The 19,578-nt window shown below is 65.0% G+C and carries 16 protein-coding genes; 7 read left to right on the forward strand and 9 right to left on the reverse strand.

Features of this window, described 5'->3' with window-relative positions; all coding sequences use genetic code 11:
- Position 1: 1 nt before the first annotated feature.
- The gene (locus tag LWC34_RS24855) at positions 2 to 1,480 is read right to left on the reverse strand and encodes an LCP family protein (protein WP_233727551.1); all 1,479 of its coding nucleotides are present in this window, start codon (positions 1,478 to 1,480) and stop codon (positions 2 to 4) included.
- A 220-nt stretch (positions 1,481 to 1,700) separates the two neighbouring features.
- On the opposite strand from LWC34_RS24855, the gene rfbB reads away from it, so the two are divergent.
- Positions 1,701 to 2,696 carry a dTDP-glucose 4,6-dehydratase gene (gene rfbB, locus LWC34_RS24860; RefSeq protein ID WP_233727552.1) on the forward strand — a complete coding sequence of 332 codons (996 nt, stop codon included), beginning with the start codon at positions 1,701 to 1,703 and terminating at the stop codon, positions 2,694 to 2,696.
- The gene (gene rfbD, locus LWC34_RS24865) at positions 2,693 to 3,586 is read left to right on the forward strand and encodes a dTDP-4-dehydrorhamnose reductase (protein WP_233727553.1); all 894 of its coding nucleotides are present in this window, start codon (positions 2,693 to 2,695) and stop codon (positions 3,584 to 3,586) included. Before rfbB ends, rfbD begins: the two co-directional genes overlap by 4 nt.
- On the opposite strand, the gene LWC34_RS24870 is transcribed toward rfbD, so the two are convergent.
- The 4 genes from LWC34_RS24870 to LWC34_RS24885 are packed head-to-tail and all read right to left on the reverse strand — an operon-like array spanning position 3,518 to position 11,534.
- Complete coding sequence (locus tag LWC34_RS24870) at positions 3,518 to 7,444, reverse strand: phosphorylase family protein (RefSeq protein WP_233727554.1); 3,927 nt, start codon at positions 7,442 to 7,444, stop codon at positions 3,518 to 3,520. The two genes, rfbD and LWC34_RS24870, sit on opposite strands and share 69 nt — an antisense overlap.
- Positions 7,441 to 7,908: an SLATT domain-containing protein gene (locus LWC34_RS24875; RefSeq protein ID WP_233727555.1), complete on the reverse strand. Its 468-nt coding sequence runs from the start codon at positions 7,906 to 7,908 to the stop codon at positions 7,441 to 7,443. Before LWC34_RS24875 ends, LWC34_RS24870 begins: the two co-directional genes overlap by 4 nt.
- 20 nt (positions 7,909 to 7,928) lie before the next feature.
- Positions 7,929 to 9,011 carry a glycosyltransferase family 4 protein gene (locus LWC34_RS24880; RefSeq protein ID WP_233727556.1) on the reverse strand — a complete coding sequence of 361 codons (1,083 nt, stop codon included), beginning with the start codon at positions 9,009 to 9,011 and terminating at the stop codon, positions 7,929 to 7,931.
- A gap of 6 nt (positions 9,012 to 9,017) precedes the next feature.
- Positions 9,018 to 11,534, reverse strand: a complete 2,517-nt coding sequence (locus tag LWC34_RS24885; RefSeq protein WP_233727557.1) for a glycosyltransferase — start codon at positions 11,532 to 11,534, stop codon at positions 9,018 to 9,020.
- Between the two features lie 49 nt (positions 11,535 to 11,583).
- On the opposite strand from LWC34_RS24885, the gene LWC34_RS24890 reads away from it, so the two are divergent.
- Complete coding sequence (locus LWC34_RS24890; RefSeq protein ID WP_233727558.1) at positions 11,584 to 12,174, forward strand: DUF7850 domain-containing protein; 591 nt, start codon at positions 11,584 to 11,586, stop codon at positions 12,172 to 12,174.
- 111 nt (positions 12,175 to 12,285) lie between these two features.
- Here LWC34_RS24890 and LWC34_RS24895 read toward each other — a convergent pair whose 3' ends face one another.
- Complete coding sequence (locus LWC34_RS24895; RefSeq protein ID WP_233727559.1) at positions 12,286 to 13,140, reverse strand: glycosyltransferase family 2 protein; 855 nt, start codon at positions 13,138 to 13,140, stop codon at positions 12,286 to 12,288.
- Between the two features lie 38 nt (positions 13,141 to 13,178).
- On the opposite strand from LWC34_RS24895, the gene LWC34_RS24900 reads away from it, so the two are divergent.
- The 3 genes from LWC34_RS24900 (at position 13,179) to LWC34_RS24910 (ending at position 16,392) form a co-directional block, all read left to right on the forward strand.
- Complete coding sequence (locus tag LWC34_RS24900) at positions 13,179 to 14,315, forward strand: glycosyltransferase family 4 protein (RefSeq protein WP_233727560.1); 1,137 nt, start codon at positions 13,179 to 13,181, stop codon at positions 14,313 to 14,315.
- A 71-nt stretch (positions 14,316 to 14,386) separates the two neighbouring features.
- On the forward strand, positions 14,387 to 15,517 hold the full coding sequence (locus LWC34_RS24905) for a glycosyltransferase family 4 protein (protein WP_233728874.1): 1,131 nt from the start codon (positions 14,387 to 14,389) through the stop codon (positions 15,515 to 15,517).
- A 14-nt stretch (positions 15,518 to 15,531) separates the two neighbouring features.
- Positions 15,532 to 16,392, forward strand: a complete 861-nt coding sequence (locus tag LWC34_RS24910; RefSeq protein WP_233727561.1) for a glycosyltransferase family 2 protein — start codon at positions 15,532 to 15,534, stop codon at positions 16,390 to 16,392.
- A gap of 62 nt (positions 16,393 to 16,454) precedes the next feature.
- Here the strand turns inward: LWC34_RS24910 and LWC34_RS24915 are convergent, their stop codons facing one another.
- Positions 16,455 to 16,868, reverse strand: a complete 414-nt coding sequence (locus tag LWC34_RS24915; RefSeq protein ID WP_233727562.1) for a hypothetical protein — start codon at positions 16,866 to 16,868, stop codon at positions 16,455 to 16,457.
- A gap of 116 nt (positions 16,869 to 16,984) precedes the next feature.
- The gene (locus tag LWC34_RS24920; protein ID WP_233727563.1) at positions 16,985 to 18,079 is read right to left on the reverse strand and encodes a mannose-1-phosphate guanylyltransferase; all 1,095 of its coding nucleotides are present in this window, start codon (positions 18,077 to 18,079) and stop codon (positions 16,985 to 16,987) included.
- An 86-nt stretch (positions 18,080 to 18,165) separates the two neighbouring features.
- Here LWC34_RS24920 and LWC34_RS24925 point away from each other — a divergent pair, with 86 nt between their 5' ends.
- Positions 18,166 to 19,062: a DNA-3-methyladenine glycosylase family protein gene (locus LWC34_RS24925; RefSeq protein WP_233727564.1), complete on the forward strand. Its 897-nt coding sequence runs from the start codon at positions 18,166 to 18,168 to the stop codon at positions 19,060 to 19,062.
- Here the strand turns inward: LWC34_RS24925 and LWC34_RS24930 are convergent.
- Positions 19,007 to 19,570 (reverse strand): NUDIX hydrolase, encoded by a 564-nt coding sequence (locus LWC34_RS24930; RefSeq protein ID WP_233727565.1) that lies wholly within the window; start codon positions 19,568 to 19,570, stop codon positions 19,007 to 19,009. The genes LWC34_RS24925 and LWC34_RS24930 overlap by 56 nt on opposite strands.
- Between the last annotated feature and the right edge of the window lie 8 nt (positions 19,571 to 19,578).

Genomic DNA, 19,578 nt, shown 5'->3' on the forward strand with positions numbered 1-19,578 from the left:
CCTAATTGACGCAGGTCACCCCATCGGCGTTGATGGGTGGCGGAGTTGAAGTGAGCGGCGCTGAGCTGGATGACCGGACCGGCGTGGTCGGACTTCCCTGCGCCAGCGGAGCGGACTGGCCGGCGAGAACCTTGCCGTACGCGGTGATGAAGTCCTCGCCGAGCACCGCGCGCACCTGGCCGGTCTTCACCGAGGCGTCCGCGGTCAGCTTGAACTGGCCGCCAAGCTCGACGTTGACACGTTCCGCACTCGCTTGCTCACCCGGTCGGTAAAACAGCGTCGACGTACGCTGCCTTGCTGGCGCGTCGCCGACCGGGCCACGCTGGAAGCCCTTGCCCGCAAGGATGTTCTGCACGGCGCTGGCGAGACCAACCTCACTCGATGCGTTGCGTACATCGACAGTCGGCTTCGGGCCCGAATCGGGCGGAACGGTCGCCGAGGATGACGGGTTCGGCGGCTGGGACGAAGACGGCGCCGTTCGCTCGTCCTGCGTCAGGCTCTTGACGAAGTCGTTGATCTGCTGGGGGTCGACCCGGATCACGTCGGCACCGCCGATCTTGGCGCCGCCGAGCGTCGGGATCGTGTGGAAGTCGATCTTTCCGCTGGACAGGCCCTGCATCTGCTGGGCGAACGTGGTGACGTCCCAGCCGGTGCTCAGTACGACGGACTTCTTGATCGCCTCGACCAGGTTGTTCAGCTTGGTCAGGTCGGTGAGCACGCCGGTGGACAACACCCTGTGCGCCAAAGCGCCGATGAAGACCTGCTGACGCACGATCCGGTCGAGGTCGCCGTTGGGCAGTTCGTATCGCTGCCGGACAAACGACAACGCGGCCGCACCTTCGATGGTCTGCTTGCCCGCCGGGAACCGGGCTCCTGAGCGCCATTCGTCGACCGGGTTGTTCAGGCAGACGTCGACGCCACCGATCGCCTTGGTGATCTCGTAGAAGCTGCCGAGGTTGACCTCGGCGTAACGGTCGATCGTGACCGCCTTGCCGATCAGTGTCTCGATCGTGGCGATGAGGTTCTTGCGGCCCTCCTGCTTGGCCTTGTCCTTGGCCTGCTTGTCGGTCGGCGACTTCTCGCTGCGCAGGACGTCGTTGTACTTGTAGATGAAGGCCGAGTTGAGCTTGTGCTTGCCGAAGCCACCCGCGATCTCCGCCCAGCTGTCGCGGGGGAACGAGATGGCCACCGCGCGACGGCCGTCGACCGGGATGTGCACGAGGATCATCGTGTCGGTGTTCTTCTCACCCTCGTTGACCCCGGCGTGCAGCAACTGCATGACCTCTTTGGGCAGCGGGTTGCCGTACGCGTCCTCCCGGCTGTCCATACCGACCAGCAGGATGTCCACGGCGCCGTCGAGCGGTTTCACGCCCGGCTTGCTGACCTCCGGCGAGATCACGTCGGTGGTGACGACACCCTCGTTGATGTCGTTGTACTTCGCGTACACGATCCCGGACGCGCTGAGCACAGCGACAGACACCAGTGCGACTGTGCACCGGGACAGATACAGCGCTAGACGCGCGCCGCTCCCCAAGCGTCCCTCCCGTGTTCGAATCCCCGTCTGGCCTACATTACTGGTTAAGCAGTGCCGTGCGTCGCCGCGCAGACTTTCCCGCACCTCTAATACGCCTTGGGTTGCCCGTTGGTTGAGTCGTCGTGACAGACTTGCCGCCCGACATCTAGCTCACTGGAGGGGACGAATGCGCGTTCTGGTCACCGGTGGTGCGGGTTTCATCGGCTCGCACTACGTCAGGCAAGTGCTGACCGGCGCATATGCCGAGCTCGCCGACGCCGAAGTGGTGGTGCTGGACAAGCTGACGTACGCGGGCAACGAGGCCAATCTCCTCCCGGTTGTCGATTCACCGAGGCTGCGTTTCGTGCGCGGCGACATCTGTGACGCCGGTCTGGTCAGTGAGCTGATGCGGGGCACGGATCTGGTGGTGCACTTCGCGGCGGAATCGCACGTGGACCGGTCCATTGCCGCGGGCGCCGACTTCGTGCTGACCAACGTTCTCGGCACGCAATACCTGCTGCAGGCCGCACTGGACGCCTCGGTGGGCAAAGTCGTGCATGTGTCGACCGACGAGGTCTATGGCTCGATCGATGAAGGCTCGTGGCCGGAAGATCACCCTCTGTTGCCGAATTCTCCCTACTCGGCGTCGAAAGCGTCCTCCGATCTGATCGCGCGATCGTTCCATCGGACGTACGGCCTGCCGGTATGTATCACGCGGTGTTCGAACAATTACGGCCCGTACCAGTTCCCGGAGAAAGTCATCCCGTTGTTCGTCACGAATCTGCTGGACGGCGAGAAGGTGCCGCTGTACGGCGATGGGATGAATGTCCGTGACTGGCTGCACGTGGACGATCACTGTCACGGTATTCAACTGGTCGCCGCGAAAGGCAGGCCGGGAGAGGTCTACAACATCGGCGGCGGAACCGAGCTGACCAACCGCAAGCTGACGGAATTGCTGCTCGAAGCGGTCGGTGCGGACTTCTCGATGGTCCAACCGGTGGAAGACCGAAAAGGCCACGATCGCCGCTATTCGGTGGACATCACCAAGATCAGCACAGAACTCGGCTATGAACCAAGGGTGTCCTTCGAACAGGGACTGCGTAGCACGGTGGAGTGGTATCGCGACAACCGTTCGTGGTGGGAACCGCTGAAGAAGCGCGTAGCCCAGGCCGCGACCCGATGATCGCGCTCCTGGTTCCGGGCGGAAACGGCCAGCTGGGACAAGAAATCGCGGCCAAGGCGCCAACCGGCTCGCTCGTACACAGTCCAGGCTCGAAAGAGCTGGACGTCACCCAAGCGGGTTCGGTGGTGCAAGCGGTCGACGCTCTGGTGGCAGAGGCAGGCGACCGTGCCCCAATCGTGATCAACGCGGCGGCGTACACAGCGGTTGACGCGGCGGAAGACGACCGCAACACGGCATTCTCGGTGAACGGGGACGGGCCTCGGCTCTTGGCAGCGGTGTGTGCGTCGCGTTCGGTCCCGTTGATCCACGTTTCGACGGACTACGTGTTCTCAGGGGACAAGCCGGAACCGTACGAAGTGGACGATGAGGTAGGCCCGCAGTCCATCTATGGCCTGACGAAGCTGGCCGGGGAGTCTTCGGTGCTGCGCTCGGGCGCGGATGCTTGGGTTGTCCGTACGGCCTGGGTCTATGGGGCTTTCGGGAGCTCGAACTTCGTGAGGTCGATCGTGCGCCTTGAGGGTGAGCGGGAGACTTTGTCCGTTGTGGACGATCAACGCGGCTCGCCGACGTGGACCGCGGATCTCGCCTCGGGTCTCCTGGAGCTGGCGTCGAAGGTGGTTTCCGGGGACGGGCCCGCGGCTCGGGTTCTGCATTGCGCGGGTGGCGGGGAAACCACGTGGTACGGCTTTGCCCGGGCCATTTTCGAGGAGCTTGGGGCGGACCCTGATCGGGTGAAGCCTTGTACCAGCGCGGAGTTTCCCCGGCCAGCCAAGCGTCCGGCGAATTCGGTGTTGTCGCAGGCTTCGTGGGTGGATGCGGGGCTAACGCCCCTCAGGTCCTGGCGGGAAGCCCTCACCGAAGCCTTCAAGACCAACCTCGTCACCCGGTAGCGGATCAACATCTTCGGACTGCTCGATCTCGGCAATGGTGCGGATGATCCAGCCTCCTGCGGTTTCCTGATCGATGGGGGCGATGTCGGGAACTGAGCGGAGCACGTGCTCGTCGTTGTCCTCATCGAAGTCATGGTCGTAGTCCGAAGTGAACTCCGGTGGGTAGGCATCGCGAAGATCGGGGTCGAGCCGTGAGCCGTCCAGGAGGACCTCGACGCGGCTCGGCAAGCTGTCGATGACGTTCTGGGCATTGTCATCCAGCACCAAACATCCTCTGAGATCGACAGACTCGAGGTGTGGCAACTCGGTGAGCACACCGATGCCCATCAAGTACATGCAATTTCGGACCGTGATGCGGCGCAGCTCGGTCATTCCCTGCAGATCGTCAAGCGTGGCGACGACAGAGCCGGTGATGTTCAATTCTTGCAGCGCGGTGCACCCGATGATCGGAGTGAGATCTTCGGTACCCCAGTCTCGAAGCCACAACGTCCGCAACGCGGGCAACCGCAAGTAAGTCATCAGGTTGAAGGAGCCGTCGATCTCCAGATGCCGTAGGTGTGGCAGGTTGTTGATTTCGTGCAAGTTGGTCAACTGGTAGGCAGAGGCGGACGGCTGGTACAGGTGTACTTGCAGTTCTGTCAGATTCGGAAAGCGAAGAAAGCTGTGGCAGTCGAGCTCGCCCTGCCGCCAGGCGGGGGCCAGGGTGAGGCGAAGCGTCTCCAGGGTGGTGCATTCAGAAAACTGAATCGGCTCCTCATCGACTTGGAGCACAGTGGCGATGCTTGTGATTCCGTCGATACCCAGCAGCAGGTTGAAACCGTCGATGCCGGTCTCAGCGGTGCTGATCGCATGGAGCCTGGACTGGGCCAGTCGTGAAGCCAGTTCTGCTGGACTGAATTCCGACAGGTCCGCACGAACAAGATAGTCGTCAGGCAGGTGTCTGGTGAATGGGATCCGGTTCAAATCGCTCATGCTGACATGGACTGCTCGGCTGAGCGGGATCAGAACCCGGCGCGCGTACTCAAGGGGAGGAAAGTAGGACCAAGCCTGCACAAGGGCCGGTGCTACTTCTGTTCTCAGATCGATGTGGAGTTGGGCGAGGACACGCAGCGACTCCGGACTGCCGATCTGGCGGAGAGCCACCACCCACCCATCCAGCTTGGCCGCGGTCTCGATTGAAACGGCTGGGTTGTTCAAGTACTCCTCGATGAGGGCCGCCGATGTGTCGCCGCCGGTCGCCAGTGTCATGGCGGCCTGATAGTTCTTTGGCGGGATCAATCGGGCGAAGTACCGGTTCAGCCGTTTGATGACTTTCGGCTCGACTCGCAGGCAAGCGTCAACGCACCTGGTTGCCAGCTGGTACAGATCTGGATCCGTCGTCTCGGCTTTGTCGATCAGCTCACCGATCAGCTCGTTCGCATCTCGTGGCCGGGAGAGACCGGCGACCAGGGTGATCACTTCGCTGAATGCGGGATCGCCTGCTTTCTCAAGCAGGGCACCGAAATCTCCTTGGTCGTTCATCCAGCGTGCGGCCAGATACTCCTCGAATGTTCGGTGCACGAAGTCGACCAAGTCCGTCGCGGGCTCACGCAGGATCGAGCGCTCGATCAGGTCCTGTAGCGCCTCCTCCGCGGTGATGGTGACGTTTCGCAGGGACCTGAGTGCTCGGTCGACGTGCCGCAGTGCCTTCTCGCGGGAGATCTCCGACTGTCCATTCCGGATCAGCCACTGCGCCAGGTCCTCAAGCAGAGCAATGCGTTCGGTCGAGCCGAGCGTCGATGTGGCGATCTGACGTTCGGAATCACGTCGCCCGGTGAGCATTTCCAGAGCTGCCTGGTACAGCTCGACCCTGCGGCGCGGCAGGCTGCTGACTCCTTTGCGTGCGTAGGCAAGGGCGCACAACACCGCACACAGCAACGGTGTTCTCGCGAGGTCACGCAATGGCGGGGTGGCGAGGATGTGTTCGGCTAGGAGGTCGCCTTTGATCTGGTGGTCGGCGCGGTCCGTATCCGTTGGCAGGTTGCCGCCTGTCGATACGTGCCAGTGCTTGATGAAGGCCGTGATCTGGGCTGGGCCCATCGGGAGAAGCTCGGCGAGGTCGAAGCCTGTCAGCCGGAAACTGTTGTCCCGCAGGGCAGCTGGGCGTCCACTGAGGATGAAGATGTTGTCGGGATAGGCTGAGAAGAGGTCGTCCAGCCACTCCTGTACGGTCGCGCGCCTGGCCGCGGGCAGCTCGTCCAGACCGTCGATCAGCACGATTCCGTTGCCGTCTCGCAGCACGGTCGAGCACCAGTTCGGCGGCTTTCGGCTGGCCAGGGTGGCGGCGACCTCGGTGGGGAAGTCTTCGACGTCCGGCATGGGCCCGTTGATGTAGCGGCGGAGCCTGATCAAGAACGGGACCGCGGCCGGACCCCAATCCGGCTGCTGCTCGCGAGCCGTCGTGACAGCGACCCATTGCAACAGCGTTGTCTTTCCTGAACCAGCCTCACCGATCAGCAGCAGCCGCTTCGAGCTGGCCAGTACGTCCGCCACATCGGTGTGGTGCCCGGCGGAGAGTGACACGTAGGCCGTGGTCAGTGAGTAGCGTTCGATGGATCTGGCCAGGTCGATTCCCAGGATCTGCAAGGTATCGAGACGATGGCTGATTGCTCGCAGGTAGTCGGTCCGGTAGGTCGCGTCCGAGATGTGTTCATCGAAGTACATATGCCGCTGCGGCATCGTGCTCAAACCGCGTTCGAGGCGCTCGCGCAGTTCGGTCGCGCGGCCGGTCAAGCCAGCCAGCTTGTCGGGAAGCAGTTCGGGCAGTGCCAGGTAGGCCTCGACTAGGAAGCCCGCCACATCGGAAACGAACTCGTCCTGATCCCGTTGCGTCAGAATGCCTCTGATCGTCCCGATGTCCACAATGGCCGGTGGTTCACGGGTCAACTGTGCCAACGCTTGCACGGTGGCCGCTGAGGGCCGGGCATTCGGCCAGCGCTGCTCCAAGCGATCCACCAGGATGTCCTGGAGCTCGTCGAGCAAGCGCTGGGCTCGTCGGCGGGCGAGCTTGTCCGTGATACCGCTGGTGTAGTCGGGGTTCGTCCAGCCGCGCAGACGCAGCCACGCGGCCATCATGTGCTGTGCGACCGTTTCCAGCGTGACCGGCTCGGGCGGCGCGAGAATGTCGAGCAGCCGCAGGGTGAACTGGGACGCGTTGTGTGCGGCTTTGATCTGCCACCCGGCCGCGTCCGATGCCGACTTGCCCGACAGCAGGTCGCTGATTCCCCTGACGACTCCGACCGCCACGGTCTGGCGTGCGGCGGCTGCTTTGAGGAAGCCGAGGCCTTCTTGTTCGGTGGCCACGACTTGGCTGTAGTGCCGTTGGATCAAGGCCGCGCTGGGCGCCGATGCGTCCGCGACAACCTTTCCACCTGCGGCGATCGGTTCAATGATGACGCCGTAGTCACTCCGCGGGCGCAGTTCGTGGCGGAGTTGGCGCGCGGCCTGAATGAGTTCGTGCGACGACGAACCGACTTGGCCACGCGGGAGGAAGGCGTCCGAAGTCTCTTTGCCGTACTCGTATCCGACGACTTCCGTGGCGAAAACGACGTCACCGAGACGGACATCCTTGATTCCGCCCGCCACACCGACGAACAACGCGACCGATGGCTTGAAGAACTCAAGCGCTCGCTCGGTCGAATGTCCGGCTTCTTCGTTGCCTCGGCCGATCTCGACCAGCGCGACCGTCCAATCGCCGTATTCGCCGACGAGATAACGGGTGCCTTGTGGATGAGCCTGCCAACTGCTGCCGGTCAACTGCTCGGCGACGGCCGTGAACTCGACTTCCAGGGCGGTGATGATCACCGCGCGCCGGTTCATTGGTTCGGGACCATCGGAGTGCGCAGTCGCCCCCAGTCCTCGCTGTCCCGCTTGACGATCTCGCCGAGCCGGTCGAAGAACCCGTCAACCTCATCGCGCGCAGGCGGATCGGTCCCGAGACTGCTTTCGTAGTACGCCAGATCCCGCGAAAGTTCTTCCAGGTCACGCACGGTCCGCGTGCGCAGAATCCACAAATCCCGATGACCGAAGAACGCGTCGGCCGCTGCGAGAACCGCGATCAGCGCGCCGAGTGCGAGTGCGATGTTGGCGAGCAACGACTCGGCCCCGCCGAAATTACGCAGCCCCAGCAAGACGCTGATCGTCGCCGAGAGGGTGACGGTCGCCATCTGCAACCCGAATGCCTTGCGTTTGTCCCGCGTACGGCGTTTCCGGAACCGCCGTAACAGACCGTCCACTTCGGACTTGACAAACTCGAACCTGCCCGCATCCCCGCCGGAGTCCATCCGCCGAATTTAGCACCGGCCTACGAGGTCGCGCGGCGGTAAGCGGCAACTGTTGTCTCCGCGCAACGTCGCCACGTGAACTCGGCGGCATGGGTGCGTCGGGCGGCCAAGGTTGCCGGAGTTGGGGGCTCTTGCAAAGCGGCGCTCAAAGCGATCCGCATCGCGTCCAAATCCCCGAAAGGCACCAGGGTCGCGTGCCCGCCAGCGACCTCACGCAAAGCGGGCACGTCCGAGCAGATCACCGGAACGTCGCATGCCATCGCTTCAAGCACCGGCAAGCCGAAACCCTCGTCCCGCGACGGCAAAACCAGAGCCGAGGCCCCGGCGACCACGTTTCTAAGATCCACATCGGACAAATAGCCGACCGGACGTACCCGATCCGACACCGCCGTATGCCCAGGGCCAGCCAAAACCAACGGTGGCAAATCGGGGGCAGCCTCGTGCGCCTTCAACAGCCAGTCAAGCCGCTTACGTGGACCGGCCGCACCCACGAAAAGCAAGTATTCCTCAGGCAAGCCAAGGCGTTTACGCGCATGCTCACCCGGCGGGCGAGCCGCGAACCAAGCCGGATCAACCCCCAAAGGCGTCACGGCAATTCGCTCAACCGGAAGCGAAAGACGTTCCGCGACAACGTCAGCCACAGCCTGACTCGGGGTACAAACCATCGCGGCCCGCTGAGCGGAACGCCGTACCAACTCGGGCAATTCACGGTCGCTCGGCGCCAATTCGTCTGGCGCGTCCAGGAATGCCAGATCGTGAATCGTGAGAACGCCCGAAGCACGCAACGAAGGCGGCAGAACGAAATTCGTGCCGTGCATGACATCCGTGAAACCAGCGAAAAGCTCGATCGGCGGCAAAGGCGCGCGCAGCCAGCATTTACGCAGCAACCTTGCCGACACCGGCATTCCACGAGCTCGGGAACCGTGGGGCAGTACGCGGCGGAGCCGTCGCCAGCCTCGCAGGGTGAAGGCGACAGCGCGCATATCGACTTCGGGCATGGACGCGAGTTCTTCCGCCAGGGCAGAGGTGTACCTGCCCACTCCGGTCCGGGTCCCTAGCAGCGGGGTCCCGTCCAACAGCACTCGCAACCTGCCCTTTGCCAACGCGCGCTACCTCCCTTGCCCCAACACCCTGCGGAGCCGTCCGCTGGCTCGCTTGGCGAGCTCACGCGGACCGCCCGCGTTGAGATATTCCTTCATCAGTGCCACATCCCGGCGTGCCGCGGCCATCGCCCCGAGTGGCTTGGTGCCGACCATCGGTCCGGCTCCAGGCAGACGGTCCGCGGCTGGCCGCGGGTTGCGGCAGAATTCCACCAACGGTGCCATCACCGTTTCCCACGTGAACCGCTCGCGGACAATTTCGATTCGTTCACGGCAGGCCTGCGCGAATTCCTTGTCATACAACGCTTTTTCCAGCGCAAGAGCCAACGCGTCCGGGTCTTCCGCTGGCACGACCACGCCGAGGCGCTCGCGTTGCACCAAGTCCGCGAACGAGTCGCCCGCGCTCGTCACGATCGGCAGGCCGGACCACAGGTAGTCCAACACCCTGGTACGGAACGCAAACGTTGTTTCCACGTGTTCGAAATGCGTGGTCACACCGCAATCCGCGTCGAGCAACCAGTTCTGGCGCTCGTCGAACGGCACCCAGGTCTCGTTGAAGATGACGTTGTTTTCCAGGTTCAGCCGTGCCGCCAGCGCTCGCGCCCGACCGGCCATGTCCATCTCGCCGACGTCCGGGTTCGGGTGCTTCATGCCAAGGAACAGCAGTTTCGCGTCGGGCCGGGTCCTGCGTAGACGGTCGACCGCGTGCAGCAGCGTCAGCGGGTCGAACCAGTTGTAGATCCCGCCCGCCCAGATGATCACCTTGTCGTCCTGGCCGACCACGCCGAGATCACGCGGGCCTTGGCTGGTGCGCTGCGGTGGTTTCGCTGAGAGGCCGAACGGCGCGATCGCCAGCAGCGAGCGCACTGACGGGTCGCTGTCGTACAAGGTCGGTGACAGGCGGCCGATCGCGCCGAGGTGGCCGAGCCAGAAATGCCGCTGGCGATCCGAGGCGCACAGGAAGAAGTCTCCGCGCAGCAACTGGTTGCTCAGCACCTCGGTGACCACCTCGACCACGTGTGCGCGCTTCGAGTCGGTCAGGTCCTTGCCTTGTTCGAGCTGTTCCAGATGCATCGGATCGTAGATATCACAGACGACGATCTTGGCGCTGGTCTTCAGCACCGGTACTTGCTCGAGCACATGGCCCTGCAGGATCACGATGTCCGCCCAGTTCACCTCGGGCACCATGTCCGCTGGCCGGACGTACCGCACGTCGAACGGCGCCTGCGGCGGGTTGGAGTGCTGGTTCATCGTGATCAGCCGCACGTTGTGCTCGCCTGCCAGCACGTCGGCCATGTTCCACGCCCTGATCGCGGGCCCGGCGACGCGCTCGCTGATCGAGTCGGACGTGACCACGAGAATGTTGCGCCGCAGGGCATACAGCTCTTCCAGGTCGAGGGTCGCGACCAGTTTCTGGTGCGCCTTCAGGTATTCCACCTCTGGACAGGCTGGTTCAAGCGCATCGCGCATCAACGGCAACAAGTCGCCGTCGGAGCGGACCCTGGCGGCCTGCTCGATCGCGCGGGATTCCTGCAATGACGGCAGCATCTCCACGAACCGGTCGATCGCGAGCATCGCGGCAACGGACACGCGGGGCATCTCGATCGGGTCGGTCAGGTCGGGACCGGTTGCCGGGCGGTTGGTGATCTCCAGTTGCGTCGGGTCGATTCCGCCGCGTGCGGTCGCCCGGCGGATCGACAGCGCGATCGCCGCAGGCAGGACCTTGCCGAGCGCCTTGTCCGACACGTTCTTGTACAGCGACGCGAGCGCGTTGCGCTCAAGCAGATACATCTCCCGCGAGTTGTCCACAGTGGTCATCGAGCGGTGATGTTTGTGGTACGCGATCGAGGCGGGCTCGTAGCGAACTCGCCAGCCGCGCAGGTTCAGCCGCCAGCCGAGGTCGACGTCCTCGTAGAACATGAAGAACCGCTCGTCGAACCCGCCGAGCTGCTTGAACGTCGCCGTACGGACGAAAAGTGCTGACCCTGTGCCGAACAGGACGTCACGCGGAGTATCGAACTGGCCGTCGTCAGGTTCACCCTGATGGGTTTTGTAGCCCATGCCGAACCAGGTCAGGCCGCCGTCGACGAAGTCGATCCGCTTGCCTTCCCAGTCGAGCACCTTGCTGGCGACGGCGGCGATCGTCGGCTCGGCCCGCAGTACCTTGACCGCGGCGCTGACCCAGTGCTTGTCCGGCCGGGCGTCGTTGTTCAGGAAGGCGATCACGCTGCCCTTGGCGTGCTGAACTCCCAGGTTGCAGCCACCGGCGAAGCCGAGGTTCTGCGGCGACTCGATCACCTGGACACCCGGCGCGTTCGCCTTGATCCGCTCGACACTGCCGTCACCCGAGGCGTTGTCCACGCAGATGACCTGCAGCAGGTCCGCTGGATACGCCAGGTCGTCGGCCAGTGCGCGCAGGCAGGTGATCGTGTCATCGGCGCCGCGGTAGTTGACCACGACCACCGACACGATCGGTAGCAGCGAGTCGTCGGGCACGACACCTCCTGGAGTTCTGGCGTACTCCATAAGACTGCCTCATCGAGCGCGGCGGCCGTTCAGTGGTTAGCCTGCGGCGGTGTTGGCCCGTGTGATCACCGCTGTACTGCTGGTCATCCCGCCCGGTCCGGCCGCTGCCGAAGAGCCGCCGACCTGCGCGGGCGGCTTCGCGCCGAACCCGAGCGTCGAGGAAGTCGCGGCCAACGGCCAGCCGTCCGGTTACACGTTCGAGCCGACCTGGTCGGTCCCGCCCGGCACCCCGGCCGAACAGCAGCCGAAGCTCTTCGCGGACAAGTCCAACCCGGTGTTCGGGCAGCTCAACGCCACGATCTCGACGCCGCCAGGCCGGGTCAGCACCGCGTACGAGACGATCCCCACGGTCATTCCGAACGGCAAATATCACCTGGTCGTGTGGGCGGGCACGCACGACATCTCGCAGAACCAGCCGATCGGGCTGCGGTTCTACGACAAGGACGGCAGGCAGGTCGCCGAACGGTCGGTCCAGGCGGATCACGACATTGACACGGACAAGACGCTCGGCCGGTTCGACCTGGGGCCGACCAACGCGCCAGCGGACACAGCGATGATCAAGTTCTTCGCGGCGACCAACGCGAACTGGATCAAGTGGGACTGTGTCTATTTGACGGTCGCGCCACCCGACTCCCGCTAACCCCATGAGGGCCTAGTTACTGGCGTTGGGAGCCGTGAAGGTCACCTTCGCGGCATCTAACGCGCGAAAGGAGGCCCTCACGCGTCTAACTCCGCGAAGGTAAGAAGACCTTCACGGCACAACCCGGGTTTTGATGATGTGCGGGATGCGGGCCAGGACCTCGCCGAGAACTTTCAGGCGCAGCTTCACCCGGAAGTTTGCAGCTTCCGGCACGTCCCGCTTCACCGGGATCAACGCGGTGATCACCGCGAACCTGGCCACCTCGCGGGCCGCGATCCACAGTGGGGCGTTCCGCAGCAGCGTCAGCAGCCGGTTTCGCTCGTTCCATCTGTGGAAATCGACCGAGCCGGGCTTGGCCGTCGCCCCATGCAGATGTACGACCTCAGCCTCGGGAACAGCCGCGATCTTCCAGCCGTGCCGACGCAGACGCCACGACGTGTCGGTGTCCTCGTAGTAGCAAAAGAACTCGCTGGGCACGCCGCCGACTTCATTGATGGCTTCGACCCTGGTCAGCGCTGCGCCGCCGCAGAAGCCGAAAATCGGGCCTGCAGTCCGGTCGACGCCGTGGCCGTCGCGCGTCAGCCCGACTCCGATGGACTGGATTTCTCCTGTGCTGGTGAGCAGCTTCGCGCTGGCCGCGCCGATGCGCGGATCCGCGTCGAGCGCGTCTTCCAAAGCCCCGAGCCAACCCGGTTTGGGCATCGCGTCGTCGTTCAGCCATGCCATGTAGGGCGTTTCGCAGGCTTCCAGCGCGGCCTGGATGCCGCCCGCGTAGCCGGTGTTCACGGGCAGCCGCAGCACTTCCGGCCTGCTGTGATGGGATCGCGCGAGCTCGCCGGAGCCGTCGTCGGACGCGTTGTCGACCACGAGGGTCCGATGTGGACGTTCCTGCTTCGCCACAGCGTCCAAGCAGGACTCGAGGTGCGCCCGGCCGCGCCAGGTCACCACTACAACTGTCGTCCGCACGGGCTGCAACAGTACTGCAGAGCAAATACCCTGTACCGGTGCCTGAACTGGTAGTGCTCACCGAGCAGTTGCTTGCCCCGGTGCCGGGCGGAACCGGGCGGTATACCCGGGAACTGCTGCACGCCATGGTGAAGCACGCACCCGCGGGCTGGACGGTCACCGGCGTCACCGCGAAACACCGCAATCCGGCCGCCGCCATGGTGTTCGGCGCCGACGGTCCTCGGATGCTCCCCTTGCCACGGCGCGCTTTGACGCTCGCGTGGGAACACGGCCTGAGGCTATGGCCAGGCGGTGATGCCGTACACGCGCCGACGCCGTTGGCGCCACCAATTGCACGCCGTGGCTGCAGTCTCGTTGTGACCGTGCATGACACGGTTCCGTTCACGCACCCCGAGACGCTGACGCGTCGCGGTGCCGCGTGGCATCAGGCGATGATCCGGCGTGCGACACAACAGGCAACCGCGGTGGTCGTGCCAACCGCGGCCGTTGCGGCAGAACTTAGCCAATTCGCGCCAGGGCCCGCTCGTGTGCACGTCATCGGTCACGGAGTTCCGGACGTGATCGCGCGTTTGCCGTCATCAGACGAGGTCGCGCGGGTTGTGGAACGCTTGCGGCTGCCGGAAAAGTACGTCCTCGCGGTCGGTACGGTCGAGCCGCGAAAAGGCCTGGATGTCCTGGTTGAGGCGATGGCACGGCCAGCGGCGCCGGATTTGCCGCTGGTGATCGCCGGCCCGCCCGGCTGGGGCAATGTGGACTTGGCCATGGTGGCTGCCGAAAGTGGACTCCCACCAGGGCGTTTGCACTTGCTTGGCGCGCTGACCGACAGCGAGCTCGCGGTGGTTTTCCATCGCGCGACCGTGCTCGCGGCGCCGAGTATGGCCGAGGGATTCGGGCTTCCGGTGCTGGAAGCGATGGCTGTCGGCGTTCCGGTCGTGCACTCCGACGCTCCGGCACTGGTTGAAGTAGCCGGTGGCACCGGTGTCCTTGCCAGGCGCAACGACCCAGCGGCGCTGGCGAACGCACTGCATTCGGTGGTCGCGTTTCCTGACCACACAGCCACGTTGGTGCAGGCAGCGAAGGCAAGAGCGGCTCGGTTCACGTGGGATCGTGCCGCGGAATCGCTGTGGAAGCTGCATGTCGAGCTCTCGCACGCGGCACATGCGGGTTTCGCCTGAGTTGGAGGGTTTGGGCCATCTGATCTAGCGGCGCGTCGTAGTCTGCTTGCGTGGCTCGCCCTGAACCCAGCGTGCTGATGGACGCGACCGCTGTCCCCGCGGACCGCGGTGGCGTAGGTCGCTATGTCGACTCGTTGGTGTCCGCTTTGGACACCGACGGCGCACGCCTCTCGGTGGTCTGCCAGCAGCGGGACGCGGAACTGTACGCGAAGCTGGCGCCGAACTCCCGGATCGTGCCGACCGGTGAGTCGATCGAGACGCGGACCGCGCGGCTCGCGTGGGAACAGACGACCCTGCCAGGCTTAATCCGGCGGTTGCGTGTGGACGTGCTGCACTCGCCGCACTACACGACACCGCTCGCGAACCCCGCGGCCTCCGTGGTCACGCTGCACGACGCAACGTTCTTCACCGACCCGATGCTGCACTCGTCGGTCAAGGCACGGTTCTTCCGCGGCTGGACGCGCGTAGCGCTCAACCGTGCGTCCTTGTGCGTGGTACCCAGCGACGCGACCGCGGCCGAACTCGTACGCGTCGCTCGCGCCAACCCGCGCGTGCTGGAAATCGTCCGGCACGGCGTCGACGTGGACCGTTTCCACCAGCCAACGCCCGAGGAGATCGAGGCCGCGCGTGCCACCATCGGCCTGCCTCGGATGCCGTACGTCGCGTTCCTTGGCGCTCTTGAGCCACGGAAGAACGTTCCGGCCCTGATCCGAGGCTTCGCCAAGGCTTGTGAAGGCCGCGCTGACCCGCCCGCGTTGGTCTTGGCCGGTCAACCGGGCTGGGATGGTCAGGTTGAACGTGCGTTGGACGCTCTGCCGCACCGGTTGCGCGTGATCCGAGCGGGTTATCTGCCGTTTTCCCAGCTTGCCGGGTTCCTCGGCGGCTCGGAGCTGGTCGCGTACCCGAGTCTTGGCGAAGGCTTCGGCCTGCCGGTGCTTGAGGCGATGGCGTGCGGCGCGTGTGTTTTGACGACAAGTCGACTTTCCCTGCCCGAGGTCGGCGGTGACGCGGTGGCCTACTGCGGCGTCGGAGCGGGCGACATCGGCGCGGCACTGGCCGAGCTCCTCGACTCCCCAGCGCGCCGGGAAATGCTGGCAGCGGCCGCGCAACGACGTTCAAAGGAATTCTCCTGGTCACTGTGCGCCGCGCAGCACAGAGCCGTCTACAGCAGGGCGATGGCCATCCACCGTCGGGGTCTGTGACAGAATCCACGGCCGTGACCGAACCGAGACGTTATGGCGACGAGCTGGCCGTGGTCACCGTCACCTACTCACCGGGCGAGACGATCGAGCGGTTCCTCGACACGTTGGCGACTGCGACCGAACGACCGATCCAGGTCGTCATGGCAGACAACGGGTCAACCGACGGCGCGCCAGAGAAGGCGGCTCTGCGCGAAGGCGTCCGCCTGCTCGTGACCGGCGAGAACCTCGGTTACGGTACTGCAGCCAACCGTGGCGTTGCCGAATTCGGCGACGAGTATGGCTGGGTCGTCGTGGCCAACCCCGACATCGAATTCGGTCCGGGCTCCATCGACGAGCTTCTGAAGGCCGCATCCCGTTGGCCGCGCGGTGGCGCTTTCGGGCCGCTGATCCGCGAGCCGAATGGCGAGGTTTATCCGTCCGCGCGTTTGCTGCCCTCGTTGGGCAAGGGCGTCGGGCACGCGGTCGTTGGCCGCGTGTGGAAGGACAACCCGTGGACCAAGGCTTATCGCCAGTCCGACACTTCCGTGCGTGAGCGCACGGCCGGGTGGCTGTCTGGTTCGTGCCTGTTGCTGCGCCGCGAGGCTTTCGACTCGGTGGACGGCTTCGATCCTCGGTACTTCATGTACTTCGAGGATGTCGATCTTGGGGACCGGATCGGCAAAGCGGGATGGCAGAACGTATACGTGCCATCGGCGACCGTCACCCACATCGGTGGACATTCGACTTCGAAGGCTTCGGCGAAAATGCTCGCCGCGCATCACGCGAGTGCCTATCAGTATCTGGCCGACCGGCACCAGGGCCCGGAGTGGAAGCCGGTCCTCGCGGCGATCAAGGCAGGCCTGAAGATTCGCCTCAAACTGGAAACCCGCAGCTAGCCCCTCGTGAGTGGTTACGCCGGTTCTAACCGGCGTAACCACTCACGAGGTTTGACCTGGGGTTAAAGGGTTCCGTCGAGGCGCTGGGACAGCGACTGGCTCGGGCGTGGCCGCTTCTGCACGGTCGGGATCATGCCCTCGGGCTTCGGGTCCTGCTCCTGCTCCGGCGGCGGGGCCTGGCGCGGCGGCTGCGGTTGTGGCTGTTGCTGCGCTTGCGGCTGCTGGCCCGATGGGTAGGGCTGCGGCCTGCGCGGAGACGGCTGGCTCTGCGTCGGTTGTGGGTCCGACAACGGGTGGCCGACCACCATCGTGTCGGTGTCCGCCCGTTGCTCATCAAGTGATGACACGACAACCCGAGGGATTTGCAGCGTGTTCGCCGCGTCCATCGGGGAGATCGCGTCTTCCGGTGTCACTACGAAGGCACCGCGCGCGCGGGCGCGGGCCAGAGCGGCATCGGCTCGCTCCCGGGGATCCATGCTCCGGCCTCTCCCGCGTTGCCTCGAGCCGGCACTCCCACCGGCTGTCCCGTCGCCACCAGAGTATCTCTAGAGAGGGTTGGCGTCAGGGAAGAACTGAAATCAGTATGTTGATCTTAGACGTACGCGGTCCGCCCGGTGTCACGCAGGATCTCGGTGAGTCGTTTGATGTCCTGTGCCCGATCCCGGTGGCAGACAAGGACCGCGTCGGGCGTGTCGACCACGATCAAGTTCTGCACGCCGAGCGTCGCGACCAGCCGTCCGCCCGCGGGCACCGCCACCACGTCCGAGCTGTCAACCGCGACGACGTCGCCAGCTCCTGGCGTCGTGACGACGCGGGCGCCATCCTGGTCCGCCGCCAAGAGTTCGCCCAATGTTTCGAAATCGCCGATGTCGCTCCAGCCGAAGTCGCCGGGCACCGTCGAGACGAGTCCCTCCGCCGCGGCTGGCTCCATCACCGCGTACTCCACCGCGACCTTCGGGATCGTTGACCACAACTCGTCGACCACGGCCGCGCGCTCGTCGGTGTCCCACGCCTGCGCGATCTTGTTCACCGGCTCGAACACGTCCGGCCTGCGCCGCTCCAGCTCACCGAGGAACACGTCGGTCCGCCACACGAACATGCTCGCGTTCCACAGGTACCGCCCGGAGTTCACGTACTCCGTCGCGGTCGCCAGGTCCGGCTTCTCCTTGAACTCCAGCACCTGCTGCTGCACGCCGAGTTCCGCCGTCGCACTGCACTGCAGATAGCCGTAGCCGGTTTCGGGGCGCGTCGGCGCGATGCCGATGGTCATCAGCTTGCCCTCGGCGGCACCACGCGCGGCCTCACGCACGGTCGCGGCGAACGCCGCGGTGTCCTTGATCAGGTGGTCGGCGGCGAACGACGCCATCACCGCACCCGGGCTGCGCTTGTGGATCACGGCGGCGGCCAACGCGATCGCCGCGCACGAGTCCCGCGCAAGCGGCTCGACCAGGATGTTGCGCTCCGGCAGTTCCGGGAGCTGCCTGGCCACGGCCGCGGCGTGCGCGATGCCCGTGACGATGTGCACATGGTCGGCGGACGACAGCGGCACAAGCCGGTCATAGGTCGCCTGCAGCAGCGAGCGCTCGGTGCCGGTCAGCGGGTGCAGGAACTTGGGGTCGGTCGCCCGGGAAAGCGGCCACAACCTGGTCCCACTGCCGCCCGCGGGCACAACCACATGGAGGTCCACGCGGGCCACCCTACCGGCAGGGCAGTACTCCAAATGCATGTACACCGCAGGGTGAAAAACGCATGTGCCAACGTAGGGTGAAGCCCATGTCCGTCCGCGTCTGGCGGCCTGGGTACGCGCTTGACCTGGGTTCCGTCCTCGCCCCATTGCGCAGGGGCAGCGGCGACCCCACGTACGGCCAGACGCCCGGCGGCGCGGTGTTCCGCGCGTCGAGCACGCCGGACGGGCCAGGCACGTTGGCCATCCGTCGCGTGGGCGACGAAGTACACGCCGAAGCCTGGGGCGAGGGCGCCTCGTGGCTCCTGGACGGTCTTCCCGCGCTATTGGGCGACTTGGACGACGACACGGACTTCCAAGCGCACCATGACCTCGTCGCCGAAGCGCGCCGACGGATGCCCGGTCTGCGACTCGGGAGCACGCGGCGCGTATGGGACGCGCTCTTCCCCGCGATCCTTGAGCAGAAGGTCACCGGTAAGGAAGCGTGGCGCACGTGGCGTGAGCTGTGTCGTCGTTACGGCACGGTCGCATCAGGGCCGATGCAGCTGTGGGTGCCACCGACGCCACGCGCGCTGATGGCGATGACGGACTGGCAGTGGCACAAGGCCGGTTTGGACGGTGCCCGCCGCCGTGCGTTGATCGCGGCGGCCCAAGTCGCTGACCGCCTTGAGAAAGCAGCCTCACTGAAAGGCGCCGAAGGCCGCGCGCTGCTCAGGAAAGTCCCAGGGATCGGCGTGTGGACGGCCGCTGAGGTCGCCCAGCGAGCCTGGGGCGATCCCGACGCGGTGAGCTTCGGTGACTTCCACATCGCCGGAAACGTCGGGTATGCCTTGACAGGCAAGCCTTTGGACGACGCGGGCATGCATGAAGTCCTCGCACCTTATGCGCCACAACGGCAACGGGCCGTGCGCTACATCGAAGCGGCCGGAATCACCAAGCCCCGGCGCGGTCCCCGTTTCTCGCCGCGTGACTACCGCGCGATGTAGCCAGATTGATCATCGGAAGCAGCTCGTCGTTCGGTACTTCGCTGACGTCCCACCAACGCAGGTCGTCGGACTCGTCACTGCGCACCGGCTGAGCGCCCGCGGGAGCGTGCACCGCGAAACGAACGTCGAAATGCCTTGTCGGCACGCCCAAAGAACACGTGATCGGGTGAACTTCGAGATGAACGGGAACAGGGTCGATGGTCAGTCCGTCGATTCCGGACTCTTCGGTCGCTTCGCGGAGCGCGGCGCCCGCGAGCGTCTCGTCGGACGGCTCGCAGTGGCCGCCGAGCTGCAACCATTTGCCGACCCTTGGATGCAGGGTGAGCAGGACTTTGTCGCCGTCGAGGACCACGGCTGACGCGGTGATGTGCCCAGCCGCGCACGAGCGATCGCAGGAATCCTCGCGCGCGGCAAGGAAACCCAGATAGGCCTGGCGCAGCGACTCCTGGTTGGGATCACCCGGCGCCCAGTCCCCGAGCACGGTCAAAGCATCAGCGTGTACACCCACAGTGGAGA

Source organism: Kibdelosporangium philippinense (genome assembly GCF_021390435.2).
Lineage (GTDB): Bacteria > Actinomycetota > Actinomycetes > Mycobacteriales > Pseudonocardiaceae > Kibdelosporangium > Kibdelosporangium philippinense.